This is a genomic window from Sphingobium sp. LB126 (assembly GCF_002795205.1).
Lineage (GTDB): Bacteria > Pseudomonadota > Alphaproteobacteria > Sphingomonadales > Sphingomonadaceae > Sphingobium > Sphingobium chungbukense.
On record NZ_NETV01000002.1, the window covers coordinates 754,014 to 780,292 of the forward strand.

Sequence of the window (26,279 nt, forward strand, 5' to 3'; positions counted from 1 at the left end):
AATCCTCCTCCCGACCATCCAACCGGAATATGGTGGTCGGGAAGAGGATCGGACTGGCCCCGCTCTTAGAAGTGGAACGTCGCTTCAACACCATAAGTCGCCGGTTCGCCAACGGCGGGTTCCGTGAAACCATAGTTCGTGAAATCGACGATATCGCGATAATATTTCTTATTGAAAATATTCTTGCCCCATAGCGCCACCTGCCATGTCTTCGTCTGCGATCCGATCGCGATCCGGGCATTTGACATCCAATATCCCGGCTGCTCGAACCGTGGATCATTATTCGGATAGAAGAAGACCTTCGTGCGATAGGAGGCGTCAAAGCTTCCGAACAGGGCGAGATTCGACGAAATGGGCGTGCTAGCGTCAAGACCAAGGGATGCGGTCAGTTTCGGCGCGCGGGCCAGCGTATTGCCGGTATAGTCATTTGCCGCCGACTCCGATCGATAATCGGTGAACTTGGCACTGAGCAGACCCAGGGAACCTCTGAACCTGACGTTCTTCGTGATGGCCAGGGCCGAACTTCCTTCCAGACCGTAAACCCGTGCGGTAGCCGCATTATCAAGCAACTGTTTGGGGATGCCCCCACCGGCGGGCTGCAACAGCGAATAGACCTGAAGATCCTTATAGTCATAATAGAAGCCCGACACGTTCAGTGTCAGCCGATGATCCGGCGTCTGATATTTCACGCCCGCTTCGTAGCTCGTGATCGTTTCGGGCGTAAACGTGGTCACCTCTGCCGGATCGAACACGACTCCGCCATTGACGCCACCGCTCTTGAAACCGCGCGAAACCGAGGCGTAGACCATCGCGTCGGGCGTGATCTGATAATTCGCTATGATGTCTCCGCTGACATTGCCGTTCGATATCTTTCCGGCGACATCCACAACGGGAACCGAAAAAGTCGGCTCCACCAGAGCTATGTTCTCGCTATAGGTCTTGCGCTCATAGGTATAGCGCAGGCCAGCCGTAAGCTTGAGCTTGTCGGTTATGGCATAATCGGCCCGTCCGAACGCGGCATACGCCCAATTTTTCTGATGGAAGAAGTGATCGGCGAACAGGATACCGAACGATGGATCAAATCCGAAGCTCGGCCTGAGCGCCCGAAGGCTGTCATATTGATTGTTATAATCCACCTTCTCGTAAAAATAGTAAGCCCCGATTATCCAGTTCAGTCTATCCCCACCGGGAGATGCAAGCCGCAGTTCCTGGGTGACCTGATGACTGGTTTGATCGTAAGTGAATTCAAGGCTTTCATTGGGTGAGCTATCCGTATCCTCGACCCGGGTAAGATGGACCCTGTTGTAGGCCGTGATGCTGCTCAGCTTTGCCCAATCGAAATCCTTGTCGATCGACAGGGAGCCGCCATAATTTTCGATGATCTCCCGCCCGACGCGATTGATGGCATTCGAACGCAGGTCAGGCGTGTCTCTATAGCCCAGAACGTCATAACATTCATAGGCGCGCTGCGCCTCCAGCGAACAGCTTTGCCCGGTCGCAGTCAAAGTTCCGCGCGACTTGAAGGTTGCGGTATGCGGGTTCGATCTACCGCCGTGCACATTCAGCACGAAACGCCAGTCGCTGGACGGCTCCCACTTCAAGATGCCCCGCCCGGCCCAGGTCCTGATGTCGTTTCCGGTGTCTTTGCCCGTCAGTCGATTGACCATATAGCCGTCCCGACGCTCCGCCGTGAACGCCACGCGGCCCGTCAGGGCGTCACCCGCCAAAGGCCCCGACAGCGCCGCTTCAACAAAGGCGTCGTCGAGATTGCCTCCGCGAACCGTAATATCGCCCGAGAGACGATCGGTCGGCATTTTGGAGAAATATTTGATTGCGCCAGCAGTCGTATTTCGCCCGTAGAGCGTCCCCTGCGGCCCGCTCAACACCTCCACCCGCTGAACGTCGAAGAGGTTGAATGCGATCGCATTTGTCGAAGCGATGTAAACATCGTCAATATATACGCCCACCGGACTGGCGGCATTGGGATTAAAATCCGCAGTACCAACGCCGCGGATGAAAATACGGGGGTTGGTATTGCTGTATGTCGAGGAAATCGTGACATTCGGCACGATCTGCGAAATCTCATTGCTCCTGGTAATACCCGAGCTGTTCAGCGACTCGCCGCCTATCACACTGATGGTGGCCGCTACCTTCTGAACATTTTCCGAGCGCCGGTTGGCGGTGACAATGATTTCACCGAGCTGCAAGCCGTCGGACTGGGCCGCTTCCCGCTGCATGCCGGTTTCAGTGGGCGGTGTTGATGCGCCTGACGTCTGGGCCGAGGCGGCGCCAGATAGGAAAACGGGCACGACGAGCGCCGCAGCTGATGCATAAAAACGTGGTTGCATATCCCCTCCCATTCAAAAGAGTTGCTCCCGACCTCCTGCGGTTTTTAAGGGGCGGGTCTTTTGTTTCGATTTGAATTCTACCGAGGTCTCGGCATATCATCGAGACGCGATCTTAGATGTTATCCATCTGATATCGAGATCGTTCAGGCTGGTGGCGACTGTGCCCGCTGGGTGGTGCGGGACGGTTTTCCTGAGAAGGTGGCCACCACCAATGCGGATCGCCGCCGTCGGCACCGATGGCCGGCGCGCGGTGCTGAGCGGGGCGACGACCATGTTCCACACTCGCGCACGGATGAGACTTGCACGCATGGTGACGCGCTAGAGCATCGTGCGCAAAAGTGGGAACCGGTTTGGCGCTTAAAACGATGCGACAACAAAAGCTTAGAGCGCTCGGCTTGCGTACGATTTAACGCAGCGCGCTCTAGTCTTTTGGCAACGTCGGTCTTACCTCAAGAATCCCCGCCGCCATAGCGTTGCTCCACGGTCGCCTTGAGCTGAGCATTCCAGTAGCGAAGAAAAGATTCCAGCTCTATCGTGTCCTTAGCAGGATCTTCTGCACCAAATATCGATTCGGAGTTCGTTAATCTGGTCCCGGTGCCGCTTGGCTCGAATTCCCACACATGTGTGCCGGTGAGGCCAGCAACGGCGCCCTGCCAGGCCAAGCGTCGGCCGGGTTCGACATCGACAAGCTTCGATGGAATTTCCATCCCCGCGGCACTAAAATCGGTCCCGGCGACACTCCAGTGAATGATGGAACCGGGAGCCAGAGGCCCTTCCAATCGCGCCGAGGTTATCGGCTCCATCCAGTCGACCCAACCGGCAATGTCGGTGAAGATCGCCCACACCTGATCCGGTGAGGCGCCGATTTCAATTTCAAGAACACACAGAACCGGTGCATCGCGATCGACAGAAACCATGACTTCACCTCGCCTAAGATTTGGAACATTCGGGAAATGCAGGGTGCGCCAACAGTGGCGTCACCTCAATGTTGCGCAAATAGGGAAACAGCGGCAACGCTTGCAGGTCGGACGCCAGCGCTTCATGCGACTCTGCATCGATGACGAAAACAGCACCACCGCAGTCCGCACGCCTCCACAATCCCATCAGCCGTCCCTCGGCCTTCCAAAGCCGGGCTTGGGCCGCGTCGCCGGCACCGATCTCGATCCGCTTGTCGCCGCCCCCTAATGCTTGCTGATCCGCGTAAAGCTTCACCAGATAGAGCATAAGTGCCTCTTGCCTAGAGCTTGCAGCCTTGCGTGGGCATCAGGCCGGGCGCGGAGTACGCGTTTGGGAAAGACGAAGTATGTACAGGCCCTGATTCTTGTCACTGATGTATATATATCCGCGCGAGTCTACCAGTACGTCTTCGGTTTGGGCGATTAGACCCGTCGTCGGCCAAGGACCACGCCGGTCTGTGGGATCTGGCGGGAGGAAATAGGCAATTTCCTTGGGTAGACGCTCGTCAGAAACATCGTAAACCCGCAGTCCTGCGTTGAAATATGTCAGGAAACAGATATTTTCATCATTCAGGAGAACATCCTGATATTGCCATTGGTGCTGGTTATGCGGCCCGAATCTGGCGCCTCGCTCGACGAAGTTTTTATAGGGAGCACCCGGAGGCGGCTCCGGCAGAGGGAATAGGGAAATCAGGCGGGGTTTTGCCTCATCGCTCACATCGACTATGCCGGCATAGCCCAGCGATCCGGCTCCATTCTCCAAAATCGCTTCAGAATTGACGATCACCAAAGGACGGTTCTGCAACGGCAGAGCCGTATGCACGGCAATATAATGCTCGAACGGCGGCGAGAAAGGAAGATCGCTCACCAGCTTCGGCGTCTTCTTGTCCGATATGTCCAGAATGACAAAGCCGCCCGCACTATAGGGCAAATAGGCGCGATCCCCCTTCACATAAGCACCGCCATGCAGAAGCGTTCCCGCCGAAACGCCCCCTTCCCCGCCGGCAAGCCACTGCCCTTCGCGCCACCAGCGCGAGACTTCCTTGGGGTTTGCGGGATCGGAGATGTCGACGATCTGCAAGATGTGACCATCATAGCCATCGGGCAAGCCCGTTGCGTAGACATAGTGGCCACCGTCATAATAATTGCGATGCGTTCCCGATCCGCCCGTCTTGAAAACGCCCAGTTGTTCAGGATTTTCAGGATCCTCCAGGTCCCAGATCGCAAAGCCCTCATGCTCCCACGGCCCCTCGTGGCCGCCGAGATAATCCGGGATCGCCTCCATCGCGGTGATCATCCTGCCGTCCGCGATTTGAATCTGGAACGTCATTGTATCCGCCGGGCCCGGGACATGCTTGATATAGCGATGCGAATTGGGATCAGTGATATCCAAGATCACGAAGCCCGGCTCCCAGAGCAAGGCGGCATAGAGGTACCAGCGTTCCCCAACCCGGTGAATCGCCATTTTGAATCCAGCTTTTCCATCGAGATCGGCATATCCGATCTGATCGATATTCCAGCTGATCGCCTCTTTCTGTGGGAACATGCATCTCTCCTGAACCACCCAAGCGGCTGCATGGCAGCGCGGCGTGGCGTGTTTCAGGATTTATCGGCCCACCCTGCCTTTATCGAGTGCCTGCCCGGCAACAGACTCATCTCATCTCAAGATAAAACGGTGCCGGTCCGCTGGGCTGCGATGAACCGAAACGCAACATCAAAACATCACACCGATGCTCTTAAGATTCTCGATTTCCTCCATGAGAATGTCGTAGACGCATGTGACGGCGTTGCTCGGAGTGGGGGTGACGCGACGGGCGATATAGCGCGTAAGCGTAAGATCGCTGAGGACTGTCGCATGCCATTCCGGATTATTCTTTTCCTCCAGCACCGCGGTTTCCGGCAGGAGCAGCGAGCCATAACCCAGCATCGCAAGAGATTTCATCAGGGACAGCGTATCCGCCTCCACCCTCACGTCCAGTGTGATGCGACTCTTCTTTGCCAGGGCCTCTATGTTACAGCGCTCCCGCTGAGGAAGATGAGACAGAATAAGCGGGACCCCCAGCGCTTGCTGCGTCGTGCAAGTTCCATAGGGCAACGGGTGCATGCCGGCGGGCGCCAAGAGGTAAAATTTCTCGCGCGCGAGCGGCTGGACGTCTATCCCGGATATGGGATCCGGGAAGGTGATGATCGCCAGGTCGAGACGACCTTTCACCAGGAGTTCCTGTAGTTCCGCAGTCATGGACTGCACCGGATCAATGTGCACGCCCGGATACAGCCTTTGCGCCTTTTTGAACAATAGCGGGAATAGGACATTTCCGTCTGATGGATGCGCTCCAAAGTTGACAGTTCCGACAACCTCGTCCGCGGCATCTCGAACAAGCGAACGAAGCGCCTCGGCATCGAGAAGGAGTTGATTTGCAGCATCCAACAAGCGCGTTCCCGCTCTCGTCAAACGGACACCCCGACCATCTCGGGCGAACAATGCCACCCCCAGATCTTCCTGTAATCTGGAGATCTGCCGGCTGAGTGCCGACTGAACGATATTCAGCCGGCCGGCAGCATCCGTGAAGCTGCTCAATTCGGCGACCGAGACGAAATAGCGGAGCTGCCTCAGATCCATCCCATAGCCTGCCGCGTCAATCTGCACCCGCCTCCCACAGCGATTTCCCAATCCCTCAAAAGCTTTCTCGTTGGATATGTTGCCAGGCGACGCGAATGCCTTTCGCCAGCCATGGCCGCAATACCCATCGGCGCGGCCTCGATTGTTAGCAGATCGGCGGAAGACGAACAATGATCTGCGACCCAGCCCCTTTGGCCGTTACCAACGCGTGCAGCCTGGCCTAGTCGATGGCTGTCGGTCGGCCGGCCTTTCAGCGGCTGGCGCAACAGGGACGAAATTTGCCTGCATCCGTCAACGCGGCCTGGCGCTATCGCGGACATTGACGACCATCATGCAAAAAAGCGCCCTGACCCGATCGGATCAGGGCGCAATCATGACGCATTACACCGCTTCCTGGGCCTTCAGCATGTCAAGAGCGACGTCGACGATCATGTCTTCCTGTCCGCCGACCATCTTGCGCCGGCCAAGTTCGACAAGTATCGCACGGGTATCGAGGCCATAATCGTCCGCCGCCTTTTCCGCATGGCGAAGGAAGGAGGAATAGACGCCGGCATAACCGAGCGCCAGCGTCTCTCGGTCGACGCGTACCGGCCTGTCCTGAAGCGGGCGAACGAGATCCTCCGCCGCATCCATCAACATCATGACGTCGCACCCGTGGTTCCAGCCCTTGCGATCAATCGCGGCGATGAACACTTCGAGCGGCGCATTGCCGGCGCCCGCCCCCATGCCCGCCAGGCTGGCGTCGATCCGCACGGCGCCTTCCTGCGCCGCGACGATCGAATTGGCGACGCCCAGCCCGAGATTGTGGTGCGCATGCATGCCGCGTTGCGTTTCGGGCTTCAGCACACGATCATAGGCCTGTAGGCGTTCGCGCACGCCGTCCATATCGAGCGCGCCGCCGCTGTCGGTGACATAGACGCATTGCGCGCCATAGCTCTCCATCAGCAAAGCCTGCTGCGCCAGTCCTTCGGCGTCGATCATATGGCTCATCATCAGGAAGCCCGAGACATCCATGCCGAGGTCGCGCGCTATGCCGATATGCTGCTTCGATACGTCCGCCTCTGTGCAGTGCGTCGCCACACGCACCGAGCGCACACCGATGTCGTAGGCGCGCCTCAGTTCCTCGACCGTGCCGACACCGGGCAGGATCAAGGTTGTCAGCACGCTGTTTTCCAGCACGTCTGCAACCGCCTCCAGCCATTCCCAGTCGGTATGCGCCCCGAACCCGTAGTTGAAGCTCATGCCGTTGAGGCCGTCGCCGTGAGCGACCTCGATCGCATCCACCCCGGCCTGGTCCAGCGCGGCGGCAATGGCACGAACATGATCGATGCCGTACATGTGCCGAACGGCGTGCATGCCGTCGCGCAGCGTCACGTCCTGGATATAAAGCTTCTCGCCCGATTCGACGTTGAACTTTGCCATTTTATCGTCTCCGTCAGGCGGCGGCAGCGGCCATGCGCCGCTCTGCCAGCAGTTCGCCGGTCGCCTTGGCGGCGGCGGTCATGATGTCGAGATTGCCGGAATAAGAGGGCAGATAGTCGCCCGCGCCTTCGACCTCGAGCAGGATCATCGTCTTGACGCCGGTGAACTCGCCCCGGCCGGGGATCTTCAGCTTGTTATTGTCGCCGAACCGCTCGAACTGCACTTCCTGCTTGAGCCGATATCCGGGAACATATTTCTGCACTTCGGCGACCATGTCCTGCACGGACCGGCGGATGGTCTCTTCGTCGGCGCCTTCGGACAGCGTGAAGACCGTATCGCGCATGATCATCGGCGGCTCTGCGGGATTGAGGATGATGATTGCCTTGCCCACCTCAGCGCCGCCGACCTTCTCGATGGCATTGGCGGTGGTGCGCGTGAACTCGTCGATATTGGCGCGTGTGCCGGGACCGGCAGAACGCGAGGACACCGACGCGACGATCTCCGCATAATGCACTTTTGCCACGCGGCTGACTGCCGCGACCATCGGGATCGTCGCCTGACCGCCGCATGTCACCATGTTGACGTTCGGCGATTCGAGGTTCGCGTGCATATTGACCGGCGGTACGGTGAACGGGCCAATCGCCGCAGGAGTGAGGTCGACCACCTGAATACCGTCCGCGCGCAGGGCTTCGTCATGCACCTTGTGCGCATAGGCGCTGGTCGCGTCGAACGCGATGCCGATCTCCGGATAGCAGGGCAGCTTCTTCAGTCCCTCGATGCCCTCGTGGGTCGTCGCGATACCGTGTTCGCGTGCCATCGCCAGGCCTTCGGATGCCGGATCGATGCCGACGACCGCGACAAGCTCCATATTCTGGGGATATTTGATCATCTTGATCATCAGATCGGTGCCGATATTGCCCGATCCGATAATCGCCGCCTTGATTTTATCGGTCATGATTTCGATCCATAAGTTAAAGAGCAGCTGCCGATGCCACCGATGTGGATCCGCACATGATCTCCGGGTGCAAGTGTCACCATCGGACCAAGCGCGCCCGACAGCAGGATGTCGCCCGCCCGCAGGGGTTCGCCGAGCTTCGCCAGCATCCGGGCGATCCAATGCACCGAATGATAGGGGTGGCCGAGGCACGCAGCGCCAGAACCCACCGATGCGACGGAGCCGTTCACTTCCGTCACCATGCCGCAGCTGTAAAGATCGAGTTCGGCATGCGGGAGGGGGTCGGTTCCAAGCACGAAAAAGGCCGAGGAGCCATTGTCCGCGACGGTATCGGCAAAGGTGATCTGCCAATCCGCGATACGGCTATCGACGATCTCGATAGAGGGAACCGCCTTGTCGATGGCGGCGATGACCGTCTCCAGCGATGCGTCTGGATCGTCAAGATCGCGGCCCATGATGAAAGCAATTTCCGCCTCGGCCTTGGGGTGGATGACCTGCGCCAGGTCGAGCACGCCTCCGTCAGGAATTTCCATGTCCGCGAACAAGGCGCCGAAATCGGGCTGATCGACACCGAGCTGCCGGCGGACCGAATCGGCCGTCAGGCCGATCTTGCGGCCGACAAGCTTTCGCCCCTCGGCTTCCCAATATTTGGTGTTTATGGCCTGCACGGCATAAGCACCCTCGGCATCAAGAGGGTCGAGGAAATCCCGCAGGGGAGCGATGGGAGGGCCGTGATACGCATCGCGCAGCATCCGTGCCACGAGGTCGAGGTTTCTGCTCATAGGAAAATCACTATGCAGCACTATGAGACAAGGGCAATCTCGCCTTGCCAAAACTTCCCACGATGCGGAATAAAGTCGCATGAGTCTCAGTCGGACATCGCCGCCCTTATCCGTCGACAAGTCCCTTGCCCTGCTCGTCCATGCTCTTGAGGGTGACTTTGCATCGATGTCAGCCTTGGCGTCCGCCGCGGGCCTACCTCTTTCAACGGCGCATCGGCTTTTGACGGGTCTTCAACAGGCGGGCTTCATCGTGCCCGTCAGCCGCGGTCGTTATATCAGCGGCCCGACGTTGCGGCGGCTGGCCCGCCCCGAGAACGAAACGAACAGGATCCTCGTGCAGATCGCTGCCCCGATCCTGGCAAAGCTATCGCGTCGCACCAGTCGCATCTGTCACCTGGGCGTGCTGGAAGATGGCATGATGACCTATCTGATCAAGGAGGGCGATGCCGAGGATCACGCCTTGTCGCGCCAAGGCATGCAACTGGAGGCATATTGCACCGGCCTGGGGAAAGCATTGCTTGCTCATATGCCCGAGCCCCAGCGCAATGATTATCTTTCATCCGGGACTTTCGTCGCTCTCACGCCTCACACGCTGACAACGCCTGAGGCGCTTTCGGCGGAGTTCGATCGCATCCGACGATCCGGTTATGCACTGGACGAGCAGGAAATCTTGCCGGGTTTGGTGTGCATAGCCGTGCCAATCCAACTGGAAGGGCGCGTGATCGCGGCGATCTCGTTGGTCGTGACGCACAAGGGAGGCCCCGTGCGTCCCCAGGCCTATTTCGCCCGTCTACGCGCGGCGGCAATCGAGATCGAACTTAGGCTGCAACCTTTTTCCGACATGTTGCAGCTCTAAGGTCTGTGGACAATAGGGATTTTCTTTTTGGCTGAGAAGTGATTCAAGCTCCTTTTGGGAGCGCGAACATGGACCCGAACCGTTTTGTTATCAGTGATGCGATGTGGGAACGACTTGAGGGGTTGCTTCCCGGCAAAGTGACAGACCGTGGTGTGACGGCGGCGGACACGCGCTTATTTCTGGAGGCAGTATTCTGGCGGGTTCGCGCGGGTCTGCCGTGGCGCGACCTTCCATCCGGGTTTGGCAATTGGAACAGCAACTTCCGCAGGTTTCGACGCTGGGCGCGCGATGGCGTGTTCGACCGGCTTTTCGAGGCTGTGTCGGACGATCCCGATATGGAATATGCGCTCATCGATGGCACGATTGTTTCCGTTCACCAGAAGGCGACCGGCGCTAAAGGGGGACTCACAATCAGGCCATCGGGAGATCGAAGGGTGGGCTGACGACCAAGATCATGGCTCTGGTCGATGCGCTGGGCAATCTGGTGCGTTTTGTTCTGATGCCGGGGCAACGCAACGATATCATGGGCGTCAGGCCGTTGATCGAGGGGCTGACGTTCGACGCCTTGCTCGCTGACAAGGCCTTTGACGCCGATTGGCTACGCACGGAACTCGCCGAACGAGAGGCGCAAGCCGTCATCCCGCCGCGCAAGCATCGCAAAGCTTGCATCGACTACGACGCCCAAATGTACAAATGGCGCCACCTCGTCGAAAACTACTTCGCCAAGATCAAGGAATTTCGTGGTATCGCAACCAGATACGACAAAACCGATGGCAGCTTCAAAGCCAACCTCAACCTAATCGCTACACTCATCGCTTGTCGGTAAATGTCCACAGACCTTAGTCGAGGTTTACACGACACGGCTGGGCCACAATCAATCGACGCCTTGGTCTCCCAAGTCACTTTGCGGCAAGCGCCGGCTCCGTTCAGGTTGCTGCGCTGCGACGGCCAGCCCCCGTGTCCCTATCCTGCACGTCCGACAACGCGGCTTCCGCCGCCGCCACATCACGGCGGTAGCGCTCGATCGCGCCCGCCTTGACCGGGCCGTAGCCGCGAACCTCGTCGGCCAATGCGAGCAGGCGCGCAACCGCTGCGTGGTTTCCAGGCGCGAGCGTCGTGAGCATGCGCTCGGCCAACGCCTCATATTCCGCGATCAGTGCGCGCTCGTCGCGTCGCTCGCCAGTACAGCCAAACGGATCGAGCCAGGTGCCGCGCAGGCGCTTCATGCGCGCCAGCACGCGCATTGCCGTCAGCATCCAGCGCCCGAACGCACACTTGGCGGGGCGGCCGCCCACGCCCGGCCGCGTGAAGATAGGCGGCGCAAGGTTGAAACTGATCTTCGCGCCGTCCTGGAACGTGCGCGCGATCTCGGCATGCAGTTCCGGCCGCGTCAGCAGGCGCGCGACCTCATACTCGTCCTTGTAGGCGAGCAGCTTTGCGTAGCTGCGCGCGAAGGTGCGGGCGATGGCTTCGTCCCCCGGCCGGATCGCGTGCTCGGCCGCCGCGACGCGCGCGACGAAAGCGCGGTAGCGTTCGGCCAGCGCCCGATCCTGATAGGCCTCCAGATGGGTGGCACGATGCACCATGATTTCGGCAAGCGTCTGCGGCGGGGCGGCGGAATCGCCGCGGCTTGCGGCGATGAGTTCGGGCAGGCGGTTCGGCTCGACCGCGTGGAGCCGGCCGAGCCGGAACGCCTTCAGATTGAAGTCGACCGCGACGCCGTTGAGGGTAATCGCTCGCTCGATCGCGGCGATGCCGACCGGCAACGATCCCTGCTGCGCGGCGATGCCGAGCAGGAACAGGTTGGTTCCCATCCTGTCGCCGAGGAAGGCGAGCGCAAGTTCGGAGGCGGGAACGGGCAGTAGATTCCCCTCGCCCGCTGCGCGCCTCAACCGGCCGAGCAGCAGGGTCGGATCCGCGGTTGCATCGCGGTCGAACTGGAAGGCGACGGTGGGTTCCACATCGGCGTTGGCGATCACCCGCGTGCGGCCGGCGCCGATCGTGTCGGCTGCTTCGGGCGCCACCGCCGCGACCACATCGAAGGCGAGGATCAGGTCGGCCTCGCCGCGCCCGACCCTTTGGGTGACGATGGTCGTGGGATCGCTGCCGATGCGGATATGGCTGTAGACCGCGCCATTCTTTTGACTGAGGCCGGTCATGTCGAACAGCGACATGGCCTTGCCTTCCAGATGCGCGGCCATGCCGATCAGCGCACCGACAGTGACCACGCCGGTGCCGCCAATGCCCGCCACCATCAGATTGAAGTCCCGGCCGCGCCGCGCAACCTCGGGTTCCGGCAGGGTTTCCAGTATCGATTCGTCGATCGCCAGCGCGTCGGGCTTGCGCGGCTCCGCTCCGCGAACGGTGATGAAGGACGGGCAAAAGCCGTTGAGGCAGCTGAAATCCTTGTTGCAGCTCGACTGGTCGATCGCGCGCTTGCGACCGAATGGCGTCTCGACCGGCACCAGGCTGACGCAAGTCGACTGAACCGAGCAGTCGCCGCATCCCTCGCAAACCTCCCTGGAGATGAACAGGCGCTGCGCCGGATCGGGAAAAGTGCCGCGCTTGCGCCGGCGCCGTTTTTCCGCCGCGCAGGTCTGCTCGTAGATCAGCACGGTGCATCCGGGCGTTTCGCGCAGCGCGCGCTGAATGTCGTCCAGCCGATCGCGGTGGAGGATTTCGACGTTCCGGGGGAAGCCGGCGTCGCCCCGATGGCGTGATGGCTCGTCGCTCGCGACGACGATCCGTTCGACGCCTTCATCGCGCACCTGCCGCGCGATCTGGGCCACCGAGATCGGCCCGTCCACGGGCTGGCCGCCCGTCATCGCGACCGCGTCGTTGTAAAGGATCTTGTAGGTGATATTGGCCCTGGCGGCGACGGCGGCGCGGATGGCGAGCAGCCCCGAATGATAATAGGTGCCGTCGCCCATGTTCTGGAAGATGTGCGGCGTTTCGGTGTAGGGCGCCAGGCCAAGCCAGTTGCCGCCCTCGCCGCCCATCTGGGTCGGCAACAGAGCCTGCTCCGGCCGCACGAAACTGACCATCGTGTGGCAGCCGATGCCGGTCATGCTGATGCTGCCGTCGGGCAACCGAGTAGACCGGTTGTGCGGACAGCCCGAACAGAAATAGGGCGTGCGCCGGGGCGCGGGTCCGCTGTTGCCGCCTCCGCCGGCCAACGCGTCGCGTGCCGCGCGCGTCGCGTCATCCAGCCGTCCGAGCCGCTCCAGCCGGCCGGCAATCGCGCGGGCGATGCTTACCGGATCGAGCGGATCGGTGGCCGAAAGGAGCGGCGCTTTGCTCTCATCGCGCTTGCCGATCACCAGCGGGCGATCGGCCTCGTTGATGAGGAGAGCGGCGAGCTGTTCCTCCAGGAAGGGGCGCTTCTCCTCCACGACGAGCAGGGTTTCGTGCCCACGCGCGAAGGCGGCGAGGCCATCGGGTTCCAGTGGCCAGATACATCCGACCTTGTAGAGTGAGATGCCGGTGGCCGCAGCCGCATGGTCGCCCAGCCCAAGGAGGGCGAGCGCTGCGCGCGTGTCGCCATAGGCCTTGCCCGCTGTGACGATGCCGAGCCTGCGCGTTTCGGCGGCGATCATGGGACGGTCGATGCCATTTGCGCGTATGAAGGCATGTACCAGCGGCAGCCGCCGCTCCACCACCACGCGCTCCTCGCCCAACGGGTCGAACGCCCCCTGGCGGCTATGCACCGCCGCGATCTCATCCTCGCCTAGCGGCGGCAGCACCGGCGCGAAATCATCCAGCGCCAGATCGACAGTTGCGGTCTGTTCCGCGACATCGTTGACGCACTTCATGGCCACCCAACTGCCCGAATAGCGCGAGAGCGCGAAGCCGAGCAGGCCGAATTCGAGTAACTCGGAGACGTCGGCGGGGTAGAGCGAGGGGATGAGGCTCGCCGCCATCGCCTGCTCGCTATGATGGGCGACGGTGGACGACTTGCCGGCATGATCATCGCCATAGAATAACAGCACGCCACCATTGCGGTGTGCGCCAGCGAAATTGCCATGCTTCAAGGCATCGCCCGAGCGGTCGACGCCCGGACCCTTACTGTACCAGGCGGCGAATACGCCTTCGACCTTGGGTCCGGGCACCTGATCGAACTGTTGTGTGCCACGGACCGCCGTCGCGGCGAGATCCTCGTTCACGCCCGGCTGGAACAGGATTCCAGCCGCCTTCAGCCTGTCTCCGATCGACCAGAGCGTCGTATCGACATTGCCTAGCGGCGAGCCCCGATAGCCGGTTATATAGCCGGCCGTGCGAAGCCCGGCCCGACGATCGAGCGCCGCTTGGGCTAGCAGAACCCTTGCGATAGCCTGGTTTCCATTCAAGACAACCCGGCCATTCTCGACGGTCCATTTGTCGTCCAGGCGGGCCGCTCGCAACTTGGCGGGGTCGATTGCACGCGTCAAAAAATCTCTCCCAACTTGTTTGATAGGGCATAGTCCAGACTCCGGCCCCGCCGCTGTCGCCTAGGCGACAAGGCAGCAAAACCGTGTATGTTGGAACGAGACCAATAGCGATTTGAGAAAGAGGATGTCTGCTTCCCCCTTTGATCTATTGCAGTGGCTTCCCGAGCGCGCGTGCGAAGCATTTCATGCCGCGGCCCGAAGCCGACATTTCAATCCCGGCGAACTGATTTACAGCCAAGGGGATCCTGGCAACCAGATGTATCGGCTGGTGTCGGGTGCTGTACGACTGTCGGTTGCCCGCTCGGACGGCCGTGAACTTCTATATCTGCTTTTCCAGCCGGGAGATTGCTTCGGCACGAGCAGCCTCGTCGATGGGGAGATGCGCCCGCAAACCGCCGAGGCGCATGAAGCGTGCGAGGTAGAGATGCTTGGTCGGGTAGGGTTTGGCCAACTGCGAAGCATGTATCGGGAATTTGATGACGCGCTCATTCGCCTGGCTACGCGTCACATGCGACTCCTGAGCGGGCTGTTCGCAGATGCCCATCTTGAGGCCATTTCCGCGCGTGTCGCCAGTCGCATCCTCGCCACGACGCGCAGCTTCGGCCGCCCAACATCCGCCGGCATCGCGCTGTCCGTCCCGCTGACGCAAAGCGAGTTGGCGCTTATGGTGGGGGATCACGTCAGACGGTCAACAAGGTGCTTCAGCAGTTTCAGGCCGATGGGCTGGTCACTTTGAGCGGAGGGCAGATAATCGTCCTTTCCACTGATCGGTTGCGATCGATGCTATCGTCGGAGTGATCCGCAGCCGGGCATGGCGCGGAGAAGCTGTTCCGACCCGCGCTCGATCAGATCATCTGCACTCGCTCTCGGACACGGCGGGGTCTTCACGGTCGACCACAATAGATTTTGTAACCCCGCACAGATTTTATGACAGCGGCATCACTTTACCAGGATTGAGTGTCGAACGCGGATCCAGGGCCCGCTTCAGCCTCACCATCGTGTCGATTTCCGCTTCGGTACGGCTGCAATGCAAATAGGAGCGCTTCTCCAAACCGATACCATGTTCGGCGGAAATGCTCCCGCCAATCGCTTCGAGCGGCAAATAAACCAGAGCATCGATCGCATCATGATGTCCGTGCTCGCCCGGTCGAATGACAAGGTGCAGATTACCGTCGGCGACATGCCCGAAAACGAACATTTTTGCATTTTGCAAATAAATATGCAGATTATCTTGCAGGCTATCAATATAGCTTTTCATATGCGTTTGCGGAAGACTGATATCATATAGTAAAATCGGATCTGATCCGGCACAAAGCGTGTCGATGTCGTCGCGAATCGCCCAAAATGAATTGGCTTGGCCGATATTCTGAGCAATAGAGGCATCGTCAATCAGCCCCCGCTCCCAGCCTGAGGTGACCACCTGGCTGATCAACGCGTCGGCACGATGCGATTCGATCTCGATTAAAACGTAAAGGGCGTGCGCGTTTTCCAGTGGAGACCGATGATTGCCTCGCCCAACCACGGCGTCGACGAACGAGGGCCACATGACTTCGTAACTTGAGAGCGCCCCGTCCGCCTCGGCTGCCGCAAGCGCGAACAGTTCGAGGACAGCATCGAAACTTGAAAGACCGATGAAAGCGGTTGCCTTGAGACCGGCATTCGGTCTCAGCCGGAGCACCGCCCGGGTAATGATTCCCAACGTCCCCTCGGACCCGACGAACATCTGCTTCAGATCAAATCCGGCGTTGTTTTTGATCAGTCGATTCATCGAACTCAACACGGTTCCGTCGGCGAGGACAACCTCAAGTCCGAGAACCTGATCGCGGGTCATGCCGTAACGAAGGACGGAATTGCCGCCTGCGTTAGTCGCGATCGTACCGCCGATGGTCGCCGACCCCCGCGCGCCCAGATCGACGGGATAGAGCAGATCCGCGGCGCTCGCCGCCTCTTGCACGGCTTGAAGGGTGGCGCCCGCTTCCACTTCGATTGTCAGCCCTGACCGTTCCACAGGACAGATCGTGGTCATTCGTTCGAGTGACAAGGCGATATCGCCGGGTCTTGTATAGGCACCCCCGGCAAGGCCGGTGCGGCCCCCTTGCGGGACGAGCGCGAGGCCATGACGATCGCAATAAGCGGCAATCATGGAAACCTGGCCGGTCGTCTCGGGGCGAACGACGCACAAGGCTTCCATCGCATGAGCCGGAAGGTAGCAGTCTAATCGCTGGCTGACCATTTCGCCCGTCAAAACATTTTGAACGCCGACGATTTTCGTCAAGTCCTCGACAATATTCATTTCGCTTAATTCCGAAGTGTGAGGGGGCATCGGACCACCTTATCGGCTATGCCGAATATCTCAAAGCGGGAATCCGGCCCGTCGACCGCGAACTCAGGACCGCGGCGCCGTCAATCTTGCATATCATTGATCGACACCCACCGAGTGGTCCGGCTTGATTGCTGGTGCATGATCGGCTTGACGTGATCGGGATTGGTGGACCAGAGCCATGAGGGACCCGGTGGCGGTATGATCCGAAGCCTTTCCACCGGCCAGCCCGGGTTCGACCAGCGTTTGCAGCAGTGCGCCCCAGACGCCCAGCTCCGCCAAGCGCCGGAAGCGGACATAGACCGAGTTCCATTTGCCGTAACGCTCATGCATGTCGCGCCGGTGGCACCGGACCCATAACCGCAGAGCTATTACGCATATATCAATTACTACTCTGGTGCGAACGGCGCCTCCTTGAGACGCTACTATAAGAATATTGCACATAAAGAGCGGCCGGATTGACCCGGCCCGAAGTCAGGGAGAGGTTCATGATGAACAATCGAAATCTCACAGTTACGCCTCGCGTCGCCAACCAAATATCCGCGCCCTCGTTGATCGCACTCGCGATCGCCTCCCTCGGCATCTGTCCGGCGGCGGCTCAGACCATGCCTTCATCGCCGGCTGATGTTCAACATTCGTCGGCGGACACACCGCCCGCTCAGTTGCTCAGCGACATTATCGTGACCGCGCAGCGACGATCGCAGCGATTGCAGGACATTCCGTTGGCGGTGACGGCTTTGTCCGCCGACGCCCTGGGCCGTACACCGGTCAGCAACGTCATGGACCTTCAGACCATGGCGCCGAACGTCAACATCTCGCTGCGTAGCGGGGCCGGCGTCGTCAGTATTCGCGGCATCGGCTATGACGTCATCACCGCCGGCGCGGACGGCAGTGTGGCAATACACAGCGACGGCGTCTATCAGTCGAGGCCCGCAGCTGCGCTTTCGGCGCTGTTCGACGTCGATCGGATCGAGATCGCGCGCGGTCCACAGGGCACCTTATATGGACGCAACGCGACAGGTGGCGCTGTCAACCTCATCTCCAGCAGGCCAACCAGCGAGCCCGAGGGTTATATCAATGCCTCGTACGGCAACTATAACGCGCTCTCGGTTGAGGGCGCCGTCAGCGGGCCGATTGCGGGCGACGTGCTGACTGCGCGCATTGCCGCCAAAGTCGAGGAGGCGGATGGCTTCGGCACCAACATCTACAACGGAAAAGGCATCGATGATTTGAAAAGCAGGGCGGTCCGGGGTTCGCTCAACTTTCGTCCTAACTCGACCGTCGATCTGCTTCTGGTCGGGGAGTATTTCAAGCGAGACGACAGTGCCGGCGCATTTCACATCGCCGGATGCGTGACCGCCACCTGTAACGCCTTTGCCGCAACCAATCGTGGCTACTCTCTCCCGGCCGATCCCCGGGACGTCGACGAGGACCAGCAGGCGGGTTACCGACCCGAACAGTCCAGCGTGCTGTTGACGGCGAAGGTGGAGCTGCCGTTCGCCGACTTGACCTCGATCAGCGGCTACCGCAACGGCAGCTCCTACTTCATAGCCGATCTCGACGGGACGGCGCAGCCTGGCGCCTTCATCACGCGCGAGGAGACCTACAGAACCTTCTCGCAGGAACTTCAACTCGGGCATAGCGGCGGGGCCGTCGATTGGATTGTGGGCGGCTATTACTTCCATGAGAAGAATTATGCTCGAGCGAACGGACACTTCCCGCTGTTCGCCGCCCCGACCGTATCGGTTTTTTTCCAGGGAGGCACGCAATTCACCGACGCTTACGCAGCCTTTGGCGAACTGAGCTACCACGTCACACCGACGCTGACACTGACGGTGGGCGGGCGCTACTCCAATGAGAAGCGGCGCTTGGAGAACGAGTTCACTTTCACCAACGGACCGGTCAACATGGTGGCGCGCCAGGCTGCCCCGACCGCAGCCATACCCTGCGTCACTTGTCAAGGGTTGCCGGACATGGTGAAGTTCAACGCCTTCACCCCCAAGTTCAGTGCGCAGTACAAGATCGATCCCCGCAAGATGCTTTATGTTACGGTTCAAAAGGGGTTCAAGAGTGGCGGCTTTGCAATTGGCGCCGTTACCCCCGCTTTCGCGCCCGAAACCATCTGGAGCTATGAGGCTGGCCTGAAGGCAGATTGGTTCGACCGAGCGTTGACCACGAATATCTCGGCCTATCACTACGACTACAAAAACCTGCAAGTCGGCCGGGTAGGCCCCTCTCTCGCGACTGTCATAGACAATGCGGCAACGGCCAAGGTTGATGGCGTTGAAGTGGAGTTCCGCCTGAAAGCCGGTGAGCATCTCAGCTTCGATGGCTTTGGCGCGTACAACCACGCTCGATTCACATCCTATCTTGCGTTCAATCCAAACGACCCGTCACAGGACCCGAACCAGGCGGGCCACCTTCTTTCCAACGCGCCGAAGTGGACCGCCAGAATTGGCGCGGAATATGGGGCAGATGCTGGCGACGGACGAGTAACCATACGTGGCGAGATCTTCACATCCTCCCGCGTTTTCTTTTCGCCTTACAACAATCTTCGTAACAGCCAGGCAGCCTATACGCTGGGCAATATGAGCCTGCGTTACGACGGTTCCGGTCCTTGGTCTGCCAGCATTTACGTGAACAATGTGACCGATCGCTTGGTACGGGCGGGCAGCTCTGTGGGAAATGTGTTCGTAGGGAGAGTCATCACGTTTTCCTACCTGCCGCCGCGGGTGTATGGCATCAAGGTTGGCAGGAAGTTCTGATCCCAATGAACGAAAGGAATCTCGGGCGCGAGAAGCAACAGCGCCCACATTCATCGCCCTTCCCCTCAACGCAACGAAGAGAAGGAGGTCGGCAACAGGAATTCGTTTCGCGCATCGGCTACAAGAACGCCGTTCCGCTCCGTTTCCGCCTTCTTCTCGATCCATTCCGGATCGGCTTGAAAGAGGGCCCAAAGCTTCTCTCGCTCGGCCAGGCTCTCCCAGTGCAACATGTAGGTCAGCGAATTGGCCGATTCTCCGACCAGCGTCGTCCAGAATCCGATCTGACGAATGCCGATCCGGGTCAGGATGGGCAGGGTGACGGTCTCGAACCGCGTGAGCAATGCGCCCAGCTTTCCAGGTGTCGCCTCATATATCCGCAGTTCGACTATCATGATCCAAATTCCTCCCGATCCATACCCTTGAGTCGCAGCATCGCGCGTGTTTCCTCCGGAGATGCTATGTCCAGGTCCAAGGCGTGCAGGATGTCCACGATCCGGCGAACCTGATCCGCGTTCGACTGTGCAAGCCGGCCGGGACCGGCCCACAGCGAATCTTCGATACCAACCCGCACGTTGCCGCCCATGGAGGCTGCCATCGTCGCGATCGGGAACTGGTTGCGTCCCGCCCCCAGCACCGACCAGTAATAGTCCTCACCGAACAGACGTTCGGCCGTGCGGCGCATATGGAGGACGTCTTCAGCATGCCGCCCGATGCCGCCCAGCAAGCCGAAGACAGACTGGATCAGCAGTGGCGGCTTGAGGATGCCCTTGTCGATGAAATAGGCCGCAGCGTACAGGTGGCTGATGTCATAGCACTCTATCTCGAAACATGTGCCGTTGTCGCTACATGATTCAAGGATGTACTGGATATCCTTGAATGTATTCCTGAACACCCAATCCTTAGATCCTTCGAGATAGGGGCGCTCCCAGTCGTGCTGGAACGTCTTGAACCGGTCCAGCATCGGGAAGATCCCGAAATTCATCGAGCCCATGTTGAGCGAGGCGACTTCCGGCTTGAGCTGGAGCACCGGTTGCAGGCGCTCCTCGACCGTCATGGTGAACGCGCCGCCGGTCGTGATGTTGATCACCACGTCGCTTTGGCGGCGGATCTCGGGCAGGAATTTCCGGAAGAGATCCGGATCCTGGCTCGGCTGTCCCGTCTCCGGATTTCGCGCATGGAGATGGACCACGGACGCCCCTGCCTTGGCGGCCGCCACAGCCTCTGCGGCGATCCGTTCGGGCGTCACCGGAAGATGGGGTGACATGCTTGGAGTATGAATTGACCCCGTGATGGCACAGGTCACGATGACTTTAGACTGGCGCGCCGCCATGACGCCTCTCCTTATTTCAAAGCAACGGGATTGATGGACGATCCGACCGCTTCCGACGTTCGAGTTGATCGAAAATCCGATTGAGGGATGGGTGTTCGTGCGACGGCATGGACGTGTCCGGGGCACCGCCCATCGCGGCGACACGGTCCAAGAGCTGCTCCGCGAAGGAGCCTCCGTCGAGATATTCGAACAGCATGGGCGGAAGACGCTTGCGGGCCGCATCCCGAAAGTCCTCGACGCTGGCAGGAGCGCGCATCAACGACCGCCGGAGACGTCCAGGATCGCGCCATGCACATAGCTCGACCGGTCTTCGAGAAGAAACAGCGCCGCCTCGGCCACCTCGTCGGCCTCTCCCGCACGGCCGAGGGGAATCCCCGGCTCCACCTTGGCGATCAACTCCTCGCCGCCGTGAATATCATGGATGGCGGTGCGTATCAGCCCCGGGCGTAGCGTGTTGATGCGAATGCCGTGGGGCGGCAATTCCTTGGCGAGCGCATGATTGAGCGAGTCGATCGCGCCCTTGCTCGCGGCATAATGCGCTTCTCTCACCATGCCGCCGTGGCGCGCGGCCGCCGACGACATCAGCACTATCGAGCCACCGTTGCCTCCATGCAATTTCGACATCGCCCGCGTCGCCGCCCCCACAGTGTACATCACGCCCAGAACGTTGATGCGGAACACTTCGTCGAGATGATCCTCATCGACATCTTCGATGCTGCGTGGCGCACCGCCGACGCCGGCATTGGCCACCACGCCATCAAGGCGGCCGAACGCCGCGCGCACTTGGTCAACGAGCGCGAAGACCGCCGATCTGTCAGCGGTGTCCGCCTGGATCGCGATCGCTTCGACGCCGGTCTCCACCGCGGCCTCGACCACCGCCTCTGCCTCTGCCCGGTTCTGTCGATAGCTGAAGGCTATGTTCCAGCCACGCGCCGCCGCCAACAGGACGATCGAACGCCCAAGGCCGCGATTGCCACCGGTCACCAACACACTGGGCTTTATCTTCATATCCATTCTTTCTGCTCGCTTGTTTTGTTTGCATGCGTGGAAAAACGGGCTGGTGAGGATGGGTGCCAGGTGAAGCCGCGAACACAGCCCCGGGAGCGGCAGATCGATCTGACAGACCCCGGACTGAGACCCTCGACCGCCCCCGCGGTGCAGTTTGGTGAGGAGGATCGCGCCTGGGCCGTCAGCTCTTCGCCGTCGTCCGAAACCATAATGCGATCGGTGAAAGTGCGCCGATCTCCAATCCGGCTGGAAAGCCGTCCACGAGCAACCTCCTCACTAATTCATTGTCAGCATAAGGGCCGCGAGCTATCCCACTAGGAGCATAAATTATATTTCTTCTATAGCCGTGGAGCTATATCGGTTCAGATCGACAGGAAGGAGGACATGTTGGAGCCCTCGCTCAATCTCCGCTCGTGGAGCCATTTTCTGACGATTGCTGAGGCGGGCAGCTTCACACGCGCCGCGCTCCAGCTTCGCATTGCCCAACCGGTGCTCAGTCGCGAGATGGCCGAGCTAGAGCGGCAAGTTGGGGCACGGTTGTTTTACCGACATGCGAGGGGGGTCAAACTTTCGCCGTCCGGCGACCAGTTTCGGGCACGTGCCAAGGACATCCTTAAGCAGATTGAGGAAACCCCGCGCGGACTTTCTGATGCCGACAATGAACCGGTTGGCACGCTCGCGGTCGGATTGCCTCCGTCGATGGCTGGCTTCATCACCAGTGAAGCGATAAAACTCTATCGTGCGCGCTATCCCTCCTCCCGATTGAACCTGTCCTTGCTGGAAGGCGAGGAATGCTATGAACGTCTGGTTGAACGCCATCTCGACTTGGCTGTCATAAGAAACCGGCCCGGCCAGCGTGGCGTCGATCTTGCTCCCTTGCTGACAGACCATATCGGCGTCTTCGGCGCCCATCGGTTGTTGGAAGGCATTCCGGACGTCATCGGCGTCACGGAACTGGCACAACTGCCCCTCATGCTCCCGCCACCTCCTTCGCTCGCCTACGATCTGCTCAGCAACGAGTTGACGCGCAACGGGTTGCGGCTGAATGTCATAATGGAAGGTAACCTATGGGCGATATTGGAATCGGTTCGCCAGGGCATGGGAGTGGGGGTAGCAATATTCTCGGAATGCGCGAAACCGATCTTCGATCCACAGATTGTCCGATTTGTTAAGATTGCCGTGCCGCCCGGCATATGGTCCATCGCGACCTTGGCATATCGGCCAAGCACGCCGGGGGCCAAGGCGTTTTCCAGCATACTCCGGGAGGTCGTCGACATGCTCCTGGCGTCGGACCAACCGGGCATTTCTGCGCCTCATGGTACAGCTAACCATGCCGACGGCAGTACGAACAATATGGCATAACTCGATCTGGCAAGTTGATGGGGTGCCTGTATGATCCATCGACTGTGCCCCCCGCAGGCTCGAAATTTTCACCGACAGGGGGCTGGAGCCATCACCAAGATCGCGCCGTTGCAGCTCGACCGCCTCCTCATGCCAATATCGTTCAGCGACTTTCGCGCGACTTGCGAGTTGGCTCCGCCGATTGCGCCAACGACCGCAATTTTCATCATGATAATCGTCTGCCGTTTTTCACGGGTCACTTCGGTAAAGGTTCGTTGAATCGACCAGCCTCGGAATTGATCATCCTTGGGTTGGCTCCATCCCAAGCCGCATTGACATCCGGCGATAAGGACGCCCCTCCATCATTCCCGCTTCTTCAACTGACCCCAAGGGACGCGAGAAACGATTCAGCGTTCCCAGAAAATACATCGTCCAAGACCTCGGACGAGAAGCCCTGCTCGCGCCACTCTTTCACGAGCCGTTCGTGGGTGAGCATCGGATAGTCAGCTGCGAAGAATATTTTTTTTCGTAGCCGTTTGCCAATTTCGCGCTTGAGTTCCTCCGAATAGTAGCGGGGCGACCAGCCGTGAAGCTCCATCCAGACGTTGGCCTTGTGCAACGCAATCGCGATCATCTCAGATTGCCATGGCCAAGCCACTCGAGCCGCGATCACATTCAGAGCAGGGTATCGGGCGGCGATGCGATCCACGTAGCGGGGATGGCAATCCTCAAGCGTGAGCCCCCCGCCGCCCCGGACGCCGACACCAGAGGCGGACATGCCTGTAAGCATCAACACCGGTCGGTTGGCGTCGATACACAAATTGATGCACTTTTCCCACGCCGCACTGTCAGGAAGCCCCGCTTTAGAGAATGGATAAAGTCCCATGCCGATCAAGCCTGGCCCGTCGCTCAGACAACGTTCCAGTTCCTTCACATGTCCCGCTTGTGTCGGATCGATACTGATCCAGTTACCGAGAACCACGTCCGGATATTTGCGAGCGAAATCGAATGCGTAGTCGTGTTGATCTCTCACGGCGCCGACATCCATCTTGTAGGTGTAGGCGAGATCCAGCATCACTTTGGCGTTGGCCCGCCGGAACTGGGCCGCCTGCTCCTCCTCGCTGACAAATTTCATGTCCCACTTGAAGTAATTGCGCGTGCCGTCTCGAGCTTCCGGATTGTCGAACGGGCTCCCTTTCCAACCCTGCTCAGTACCCCAGTGGGAATGAAAGTCAAAAACTCGCGGAGGAATGGTGCTCATGGGTAGTCCCTTCATTTATCTACCGCCGGATGACCTATCATCCCGTCTCGGCGCATTCGTCGCGAGGCGCGATGTCTCGAACGCGACCCTCGGGAGATGACGAGCGTCCCCGCCCGGATGATCAGACCGGCACTTCTTAACCGTTGGCTGCCGCCTTGCGACGACGCTCCACCTCATCGGCCAGTTCTCGCTTGACGACCTTGCCGGTGGGGCCGATCGGGAATTCAGAGAATATCTCAAGGTGTTGGGGAAGTTTATACTTCGCCACCTCACTCTTCATAAAGTCGATGACATCCTGCAATAGGATGTCGGAACCATCCTTCGGTATGACGCAGGCACAGACATTCTCGCCATAATAGTCGTCGTGAATGCCTATCATCGCGACGTCGGCAAGATGCGGATGCTTGATCAATATTTCTTCGAGTTCGCGGGGCCATATGTTCGCCCCGCCATGGATGATCATATCCTTCGATCGGCCCGAGATTGTCAGCCTTCCTGCCTGATCGATATAGCCGCGGTCTCCGGATCGGAACCAGCCGTCCGACGTCCAGCTCTCGGCGTTCTTGGCAGGATTACGATAATAGCCGACCATGATGGTGGGACCGGATTTCACGATCTCACCCTCGGTTCCGACCGGCACGTCGCGGTCATCGGGACCAAGAATTCGGACTTCCATAAAGGGGTAAGGCCGGCCGACCGTACCGACCCACTCCTGATAGGGCTCCGTCTCGTCCGTGCTCGAGGTCAAACCTACCTCGAGCATCCCGTAAATATCGATAACCGGGCAACCCAACCGCTCATTTGCCTCCCTGAGCACTTTCACGAGTGTGGATTGTCCTCCGGTCTGCACCAGGCGCAAACTGGAGAGATTCCTGTCGGCGAGGTTTTCATTCAGGATTGCAACGAGGGCGGTGGGCGGGGTCGTAAACGTTGTGATCCTGTATTTTTCAATGAGGTCCAAAGTGGCAGCGGGATTGAATCTGTCCATAAGAACGGCGTGCGCGCCAGCGAGAGCAGCGCAGACCACCGCAGAAAGCCCCATATTCAAGCCCACGGGCATCAGCACCAAAACATTGGCATCGCGGTCGATCTTGAGCACCTCCGCTGCGTGCTTGAGACAAAATAATGTCGTGTTTGTCGTATGCATCACCGCCTTGGGCTCTCCGGTGGTGCCGGAGGTGAACGCTATGCGCATAACCTCGTTAGCATCTCCGGGATGGTTAGGTTCGGGGTCGGCTAGGTCGCAGTCTCCACGAAGTTGATCGAGGGTAACCCAGCCGTCTCCAGCAGGCTTTGGCGGTGCTATGCCTAACGGAACGACGACGCTGTTCACCAAATGGGGAAGGCGATCCCGAAGATCATCGATCATCTCGACAAAGTCGAAATCCCGGAACCGATCCGGTACCACGAGCGTGTGCGCCTCCGAGAAGCGGAGGATGAACTCGACCTCGCCAGCGCGATAGTCCGGCGGATATTGGCAGAAGACGGCGCCCAGGCGAGCAACTGCGGCCAGCATGAATATGAACTCGATCCGGTTCGGAAGCTGAACCGAGACCACATGGCCTGCCCGAACCCCGCGGCGTGAAAGGCCGGAGGCGACTTCCCCGCTGATCCTCCACAGATCGCTCCATGTGACTTGCGATCGGACGTCGCTGTAGGCGATCTTGTCTGGAATCTCTCTCGCATTCTGCTGAAACACATCGGCCAATATTCTGTCGGTCCAGTAGCCAGCGGCCGTGTATTTCTCGATCAATTCTGGCGTGAGGATCGTGTCATTACGGGTGATCGTCATCGGTAACCTCTCCATTGAGTTCTCGCTGCCAAGCGAAGCTACAGGGAGCTAAATCTTTCGCGTAGCGCAGGCCCGCCAGCGCTGAAGCCGCTCTTC

Annotated in this window: 22 protein-coding genes; 6 read left to right on the forward strand and 16 right to left on the reverse strand. The window is 59.6% G+C overall.

Annotation, left to right across the window (positions count from 1 at the left end; translation table 11 throughout):
• Window positions 1–65 precede the first annotated feature (65 nt).
• The 8 genes from CAF53_RS19535 to CAF53_RS19570 all read right to left on the reverse strand — a co-directional run bounded on the left by CAF53_RS19535 (window position 66) and on the right by CAF53_RS19570 (window position 9,083).
• Window positions 66–2,348 carry a TonB-dependent receptor gene (locus tag CAF53_RS19535; RefSeq protein ID WP_197707486.1) on the reverse strand — a complete coding sequence of 761 codons (2,283 nt, stop codon included), beginning with the start codon at window positions 2,346–2,348 and terminating at the stop codon, window positions 66–68.
• Window positions 2,349–2,797: 449 nt separating this feature from the next.
• Complete coding sequence (locus tag CAF53_RS19540) at window positions 2,798–3,265, reverse strand: SRPBCC domain-containing protein (RefSeq protein ID WP_100239275.1); 468 nt, start codon at window positions 3,263–3,265, stop codon at window positions 2,798–2,800.
• A gap of 13 nt (window positions 3,266–3,278) precedes the next feature.
• Window positions 3,279–3,572 carry a muconolactone Delta-isomerase family protein gene (locus CAF53_RS19545; protein WP_100239276.1) on the reverse strand — a complete coding sequence of 98 codons (294 nt, stop codon included), beginning with the start codon at window positions 3,570–3,572 and terminating at the stop codon, window positions 3,279–3,281.
• Between the two features lie 39 nt (window positions 3,573–3,611).
• Window positions 3,612–4,850 (reverse strand): hypothetical protein, encoded by a 1,239-nt coding sequence (locus tag CAF53_RS19550; protein ID WP_046764240.1) that lies wholly within the window; start codon window positions 4,848–4,850, stop codon window positions 3,612–3,614.
• Window positions 4,851–5,018: 168 nt separating this feature from the next.
• Complete coding sequence (locus CAF53_RS19555) at window positions 5,019–5,951, reverse strand: LysR family transcriptional regulator (protein ID WP_052757433.1); 933 nt, start codon at window positions 5,949–5,951, stop codon at window positions 5,019–5,021.
• A gap of 354 nt (window positions 5,952–6,305) precedes the next feature.
• Complete coding sequence (gene dmpG / locus CAF53_RS19560) at window positions 6,306–7,346, reverse strand: 4-hydroxy-2-oxovalerate aldolase (RefSeq protein ID WP_046764241.1); 1,041 nt, start codon at window positions 7,344–7,346, stop codon at window positions 6,306–6,308.
• Window positions 7,347–7,359: 13 nt separating this feature from the next.
• Window positions 7,360–8,301, reverse strand: coding sequence for an acetaldehyde dehydrogenase (acetylating) (locus CAF53_RS19565; RefSeq protein WP_046764242.1), 942 nt, complete (start codon window positions 8,299–8,301; stop codon window positions 7,360–7,362).
• Entirely contained in the window at window positions 8,298–9,083 is a 786-nt protein-coding gene (locus tag CAF53_RS19570; RefSeq protein WP_100239277.1) for a fumarylacetoacetate hydrolase family protein, read from the reverse strand. The genes CAF53_RS19565 and CAF53_RS19570 overlap by 4 nt, the downstream gene beginning before the upstream one ends.
• Window positions 9,084–9,162: 79 nt before the next feature.
• On the opposite strand from CAF53_RS19570, the gene CAF53_RS19575 reads away from it, so the two are divergent.
• Window positions 9,163–9,939 carry an IclR family transcriptional regulator gene (locus CAF53_RS19575; RefSeq protein WP_100239278.1) on the forward strand — a complete coding sequence of 259 codons (777 nt, stop codon included), beginning with the start codon at window positions 9,163–9,165 and terminating at the stop codon, window positions 9,937–9,939.
• A gap of 68 nt (window positions 9,940–10,007) precedes the next feature.
• A protein-coding gene (locus tag CAF53_RS19580; RefSeq protein WP_100237303.1) for an IS5 family transposase occupies window positions 10,008–10,765 on the forward strand; the annotation gives its coding sequence in 2 pieces (ribosomal slippage) (window positions 10,008–10,344 and window positions 10,344–10,765; 759 coding nt in all).
• A gap of 100 nt (window positions 10,766–10,865) precedes the next feature.
• Here the strand turns inward: CAF53_RS19580 and CAF53_RS19585 are convergent.
• Complete coding sequence (locus CAF53_RS19585) at window positions 10,866–14,366, reverse strand: indolepyruvate ferredoxin oxidoreductase family protein (RefSeq protein ID WP_242443527.1); 3,501 nt, start codon at window positions 14,364–14,366, stop codon at window positions 10,866–10,868.
• A gap of 124 nt (window positions 14,367–14,490) precedes the next feature.
• Between CAF53_RS19585 and CAF53_RS19590 the strand changes: the two genes are divergently transcribed.
• A complete protein-coding gene (locus CAF53_RS19590; RefSeq protein ID WP_242443528.1) occupies window positions 14,491–15,102 on the forward strand; it encodes a Crp/Fnr family transcriptional regulator in 612 nt (203 codons plus the stop codon).
• Complete coding sequence (locus CAF53_RS28280; RefSeq protein ID WP_242443529.1) at window positions 15,063–15,164, forward strand: hypothetical protein; 102 nt, start codon at window positions 15,063–15,065, stop codon at window positions 15,162–15,164. Before CAF53_RS19590 ends, CAF53_RS28280 begins: the two co-directional genes overlap by 40 nt.
• Window positions 15,165–15,291: 127 nt before the next feature.
• Here CAF53_RS28280 and CAF53_RS19595 read toward each other — a convergent pair whose 3' ends face one another.
• Together CAF53_RS19595 and CAF53_RS28285 are read right to left on the reverse strand one after the other, a co-directional pair.
• Window positions 15,292–16,659 carry an FAD-binding oxidoreductase gene (locus CAF53_RS19595; protein ID WP_100239279.1) on the reverse strand — a complete coding sequence of 456 codons (1,368 nt, stop codon included), beginning with the start codon at window positions 16,657–16,659 and terminating at the stop codon, window positions 15,292–15,294.
• Window positions 16,660–16,782: 123 nt separating this feature from the next.
• Window positions 16,783–17,019: a hypothetical protein gene (locus tag CAF53_RS28285; protein ID WP_242443530.1), complete on the reverse strand. Its 237-nt coding sequence runs from the start codon at window positions 17,017–17,019 to the stop codon at window positions 16,783–16,785.
• Between the two features lie 155 nt (window positions 17,020–17,174).
• On the opposite strand from CAF53_RS28285, the gene CAF53_RS19605 reads away from it, so the two are divergent.
• Complete coding sequence (locus CAF53_RS19605) at window positions 17,175–19,451, forward strand: TonB-dependent receptor (protein WP_100239280.1); 2,277 nt, start codon at window positions 17,175–17,177, stop codon at window positions 19,449–19,451.
• Window positions 19,452–19,516: 65 nt separating this feature from the next.
• On the opposite strand, the gene CAF53_RS19610 is transcribed toward CAF53_RS19605, so the two are convergent.
• From CAF53_RS19610 to CAF53_RS19625, 3 genes are all read right to left on the reverse strand, one after another.
• On the reverse strand, window positions 19,517–19,843 hold the full coding sequence (locus CAF53_RS19610; protein WP_100239281.1) for an NIPSNAP family protein: 327 nt from the start codon (window positions 19,841–19,843) through the stop codon (window positions 19,517–19,519).
• Window positions 19,840–20,781: a 3-keto-5-aminohexanoate cleavage protein gene (locus tag CAF53_RS19615; RefSeq protein WP_100239282.1), complete on the reverse strand. Its 942-nt coding sequence runs from the start codon at window positions 20,779–20,781 to the stop codon at window positions 19,840–19,842. The genes CAF53_RS19610 and CAF53_RS19615 overlap by 4 nt, the downstream gene beginning before the upstream one ends.
• Before the next feature lie 255 nt (window positions 20,782–21,036).
• Complete coding sequence (locus CAF53_RS19625) at window positions 21,037–21,795, reverse strand: SDR family oxidoreductase (protein ID WP_197707487.1); 759 nt, start codon at window positions 21,793–21,795, stop codon at window positions 21,037–21,039.
• Between the two features lie 378 nt (window positions 21,796–22,173).
• Here CAF53_RS19625 and CAF53_RS19630 point away from each other — a divergent pair, with 378 nt between their 5' ends.
• A complete protein-coding gene (locus CAF53_RS19630) occupies window positions 22,174–23,151 on the forward strand; it encodes a LysR family transcriptional regulator (protein ID WP_100239284.1) in 978 nt (325 codons plus the stop codon).
• Between the two features lie 355 nt (window positions 23,152–23,506).
• Here the strand turns inward: CAF53_RS19630 and CAF53_RS19635 are convergent, their stop codons facing one another.
• The gene (locus CAF53_RS19635) at window positions 23,507–24,391 is read right to left on the reverse strand and encodes an amidohydrolase family protein (RefSeq protein WP_157801308.1); all 885 of its coding nucleotides are present in this window, start codon (window positions 24,389–24,391) and stop codon (window positions 23,507–23,509) included.
• A gap of 136 nt (window positions 24,392–24,527) precedes the next feature.
• Window positions 24,528–26,183, reverse strand: a complete 1,656-nt coding sequence (locus CAF53_RS19640) for an AMP-binding protein (protein WP_197707488.1) — start codon at window positions 26,181–26,183, stop codon at window positions 24,528–24,530.
• Between the last annotated feature and the right edge of the window lie 96 nt (window positions 26,184–26,279).

What these genes read in the sequence shown, in the direction of transcription:
- CAF53_RS19535 (WP_197707486.1), bottom strand. Translation starts at nt 2,348, where the DNA reads ATGCAACCACGTTTTTATGCATCAGCTGCGGCGCTCGTCGTGCCCGTT.
- CAF53_RS19540 (WP_100239275.1), bottom strand. Translation starts at nt 3,265, where the DNA reads ATGGTTTCTGTCGATCGCGATGCACCGGTTCTGTGTGTTCTTGAAATT.
- CAF53_RS19545 (WP_100239276.1), bottom strand. Translation starts at nt 3,572, where the DNA reads ATGCTCTATCTGGTGAAGCTTTACGCGGATCAGCAAGCATTAGGGGGC.
- CAF53_RS19550 (WP_046764240.1), bottom strand. Translation starts at nt 4,850, where the DNA reads ATGTTCCCACAGAAAGAGGCGATCAGCTGGAATATCGATCAGATCGGA.
- dmpG (WP_046764241.1), bottom strand. Translation starts at nt 7,346, where the DNA reads ATGGCAAAGTTCAACGTCGAATCGGGCGAGAAGCTTTATATCCAGGAC.
- CAF53_RS19565 (WP_046764242.1), bottom strand. Translation starts at nt 8,301, where the DNA reads ATGACCGATAAAATCAAGGCGGCGATTATCGGATCGGGCAATATCGGC.
- CAF53_RS19570 (WP_100239277.1), bottom strand. Translation starts at nt 9,083, where the DNA reads ATGAGCAGAAACCTCGACCTCGTGGCACGGATGCTGCGCGATGCGTAT.
- CAF53_RS19575 (WP_100239278.1), top strand. Translation starts at nt 9,163, where the DNA reads ATGAGTCTCAGTCGGACATCGCCGCCCTTATCCGTCGACAAGTCCCTT.
- CAF53_RS19590 (WP_242443528.1), top strand. Translation starts at nt 14,491, where the DNA reads ATGTCTGCTTCCCCCTTTGATCTATTGCAGTGGCTTCCCGAGCGCGCG.
- CAF53_RS19595 (WP_100239279.1), bottom strand. Translation starts at nt 16,659, where the DNA reads ATGAATATTGTCGAGGACTTGACGAAAATCGTCGGCGTTCAAAATGTT.
- CAF53_RS28285 (WP_242443530.1), bottom strand. Translation starts at nt 17,019, where the DNA reads ATGCATGAGCGTTACGGCAAATGGAACTCGGTCTATGTCCGCTTCCGG.
- CAF53_RS19605 (WP_100239280.1), top strand. Translation starts at nt 17,175, where the DNA reads ATGATGAACAATCGAAATCTCACAGTTACGCCTCGCGTCGCCAACCAA.
- CAF53_RS19610 (WP_100239281.1), bottom strand. Translation starts at nt 19,843, where the DNA reads ATGATAGTCGAACTGCGGATATATGAGGCGACACCTGGAAAGCTGGGC.
- CAF53_RS19615 (WP_100239282.1), bottom strand. Translation starts at nt 20,781, where the DNA reads ATGGCGGCGCGCCAGTCTAAAGTCATCGTGACCTGTGCCATCACGGGG.
- CAF53_RS19625 (WP_197707487.1), bottom strand. Translation starts at nt 21,795, where the DNA reads ATGGATATGAAGATAAAGCCCAGTGTGTTGGTGACCGGTGGCAATCGC.
- CAF53_RS19630 (WP_100239284.1), top strand. Translation starts at nt 22,174, where the DNA reads ATGTTGGAGCCCTCGCTCAATCTCCGCTCGTGGAGCCATTTTCTGACG.
- CAF53_RS19635 (WP_157801308.1), bottom strand. Translation starts at nt 24,391, where the DNA reads ATGAGCACCATTCCTCCGCGAGTTTTTGACTTTCATTCCCACTGGGGT.
- CAF53_RS19640 (WP_197707488.1), bottom strand. Translation starts at nt 26,183, where the DNA reads ATGACGATCACCCGTAATGACACGATCCTCACGCCAGAATTGATCGAG.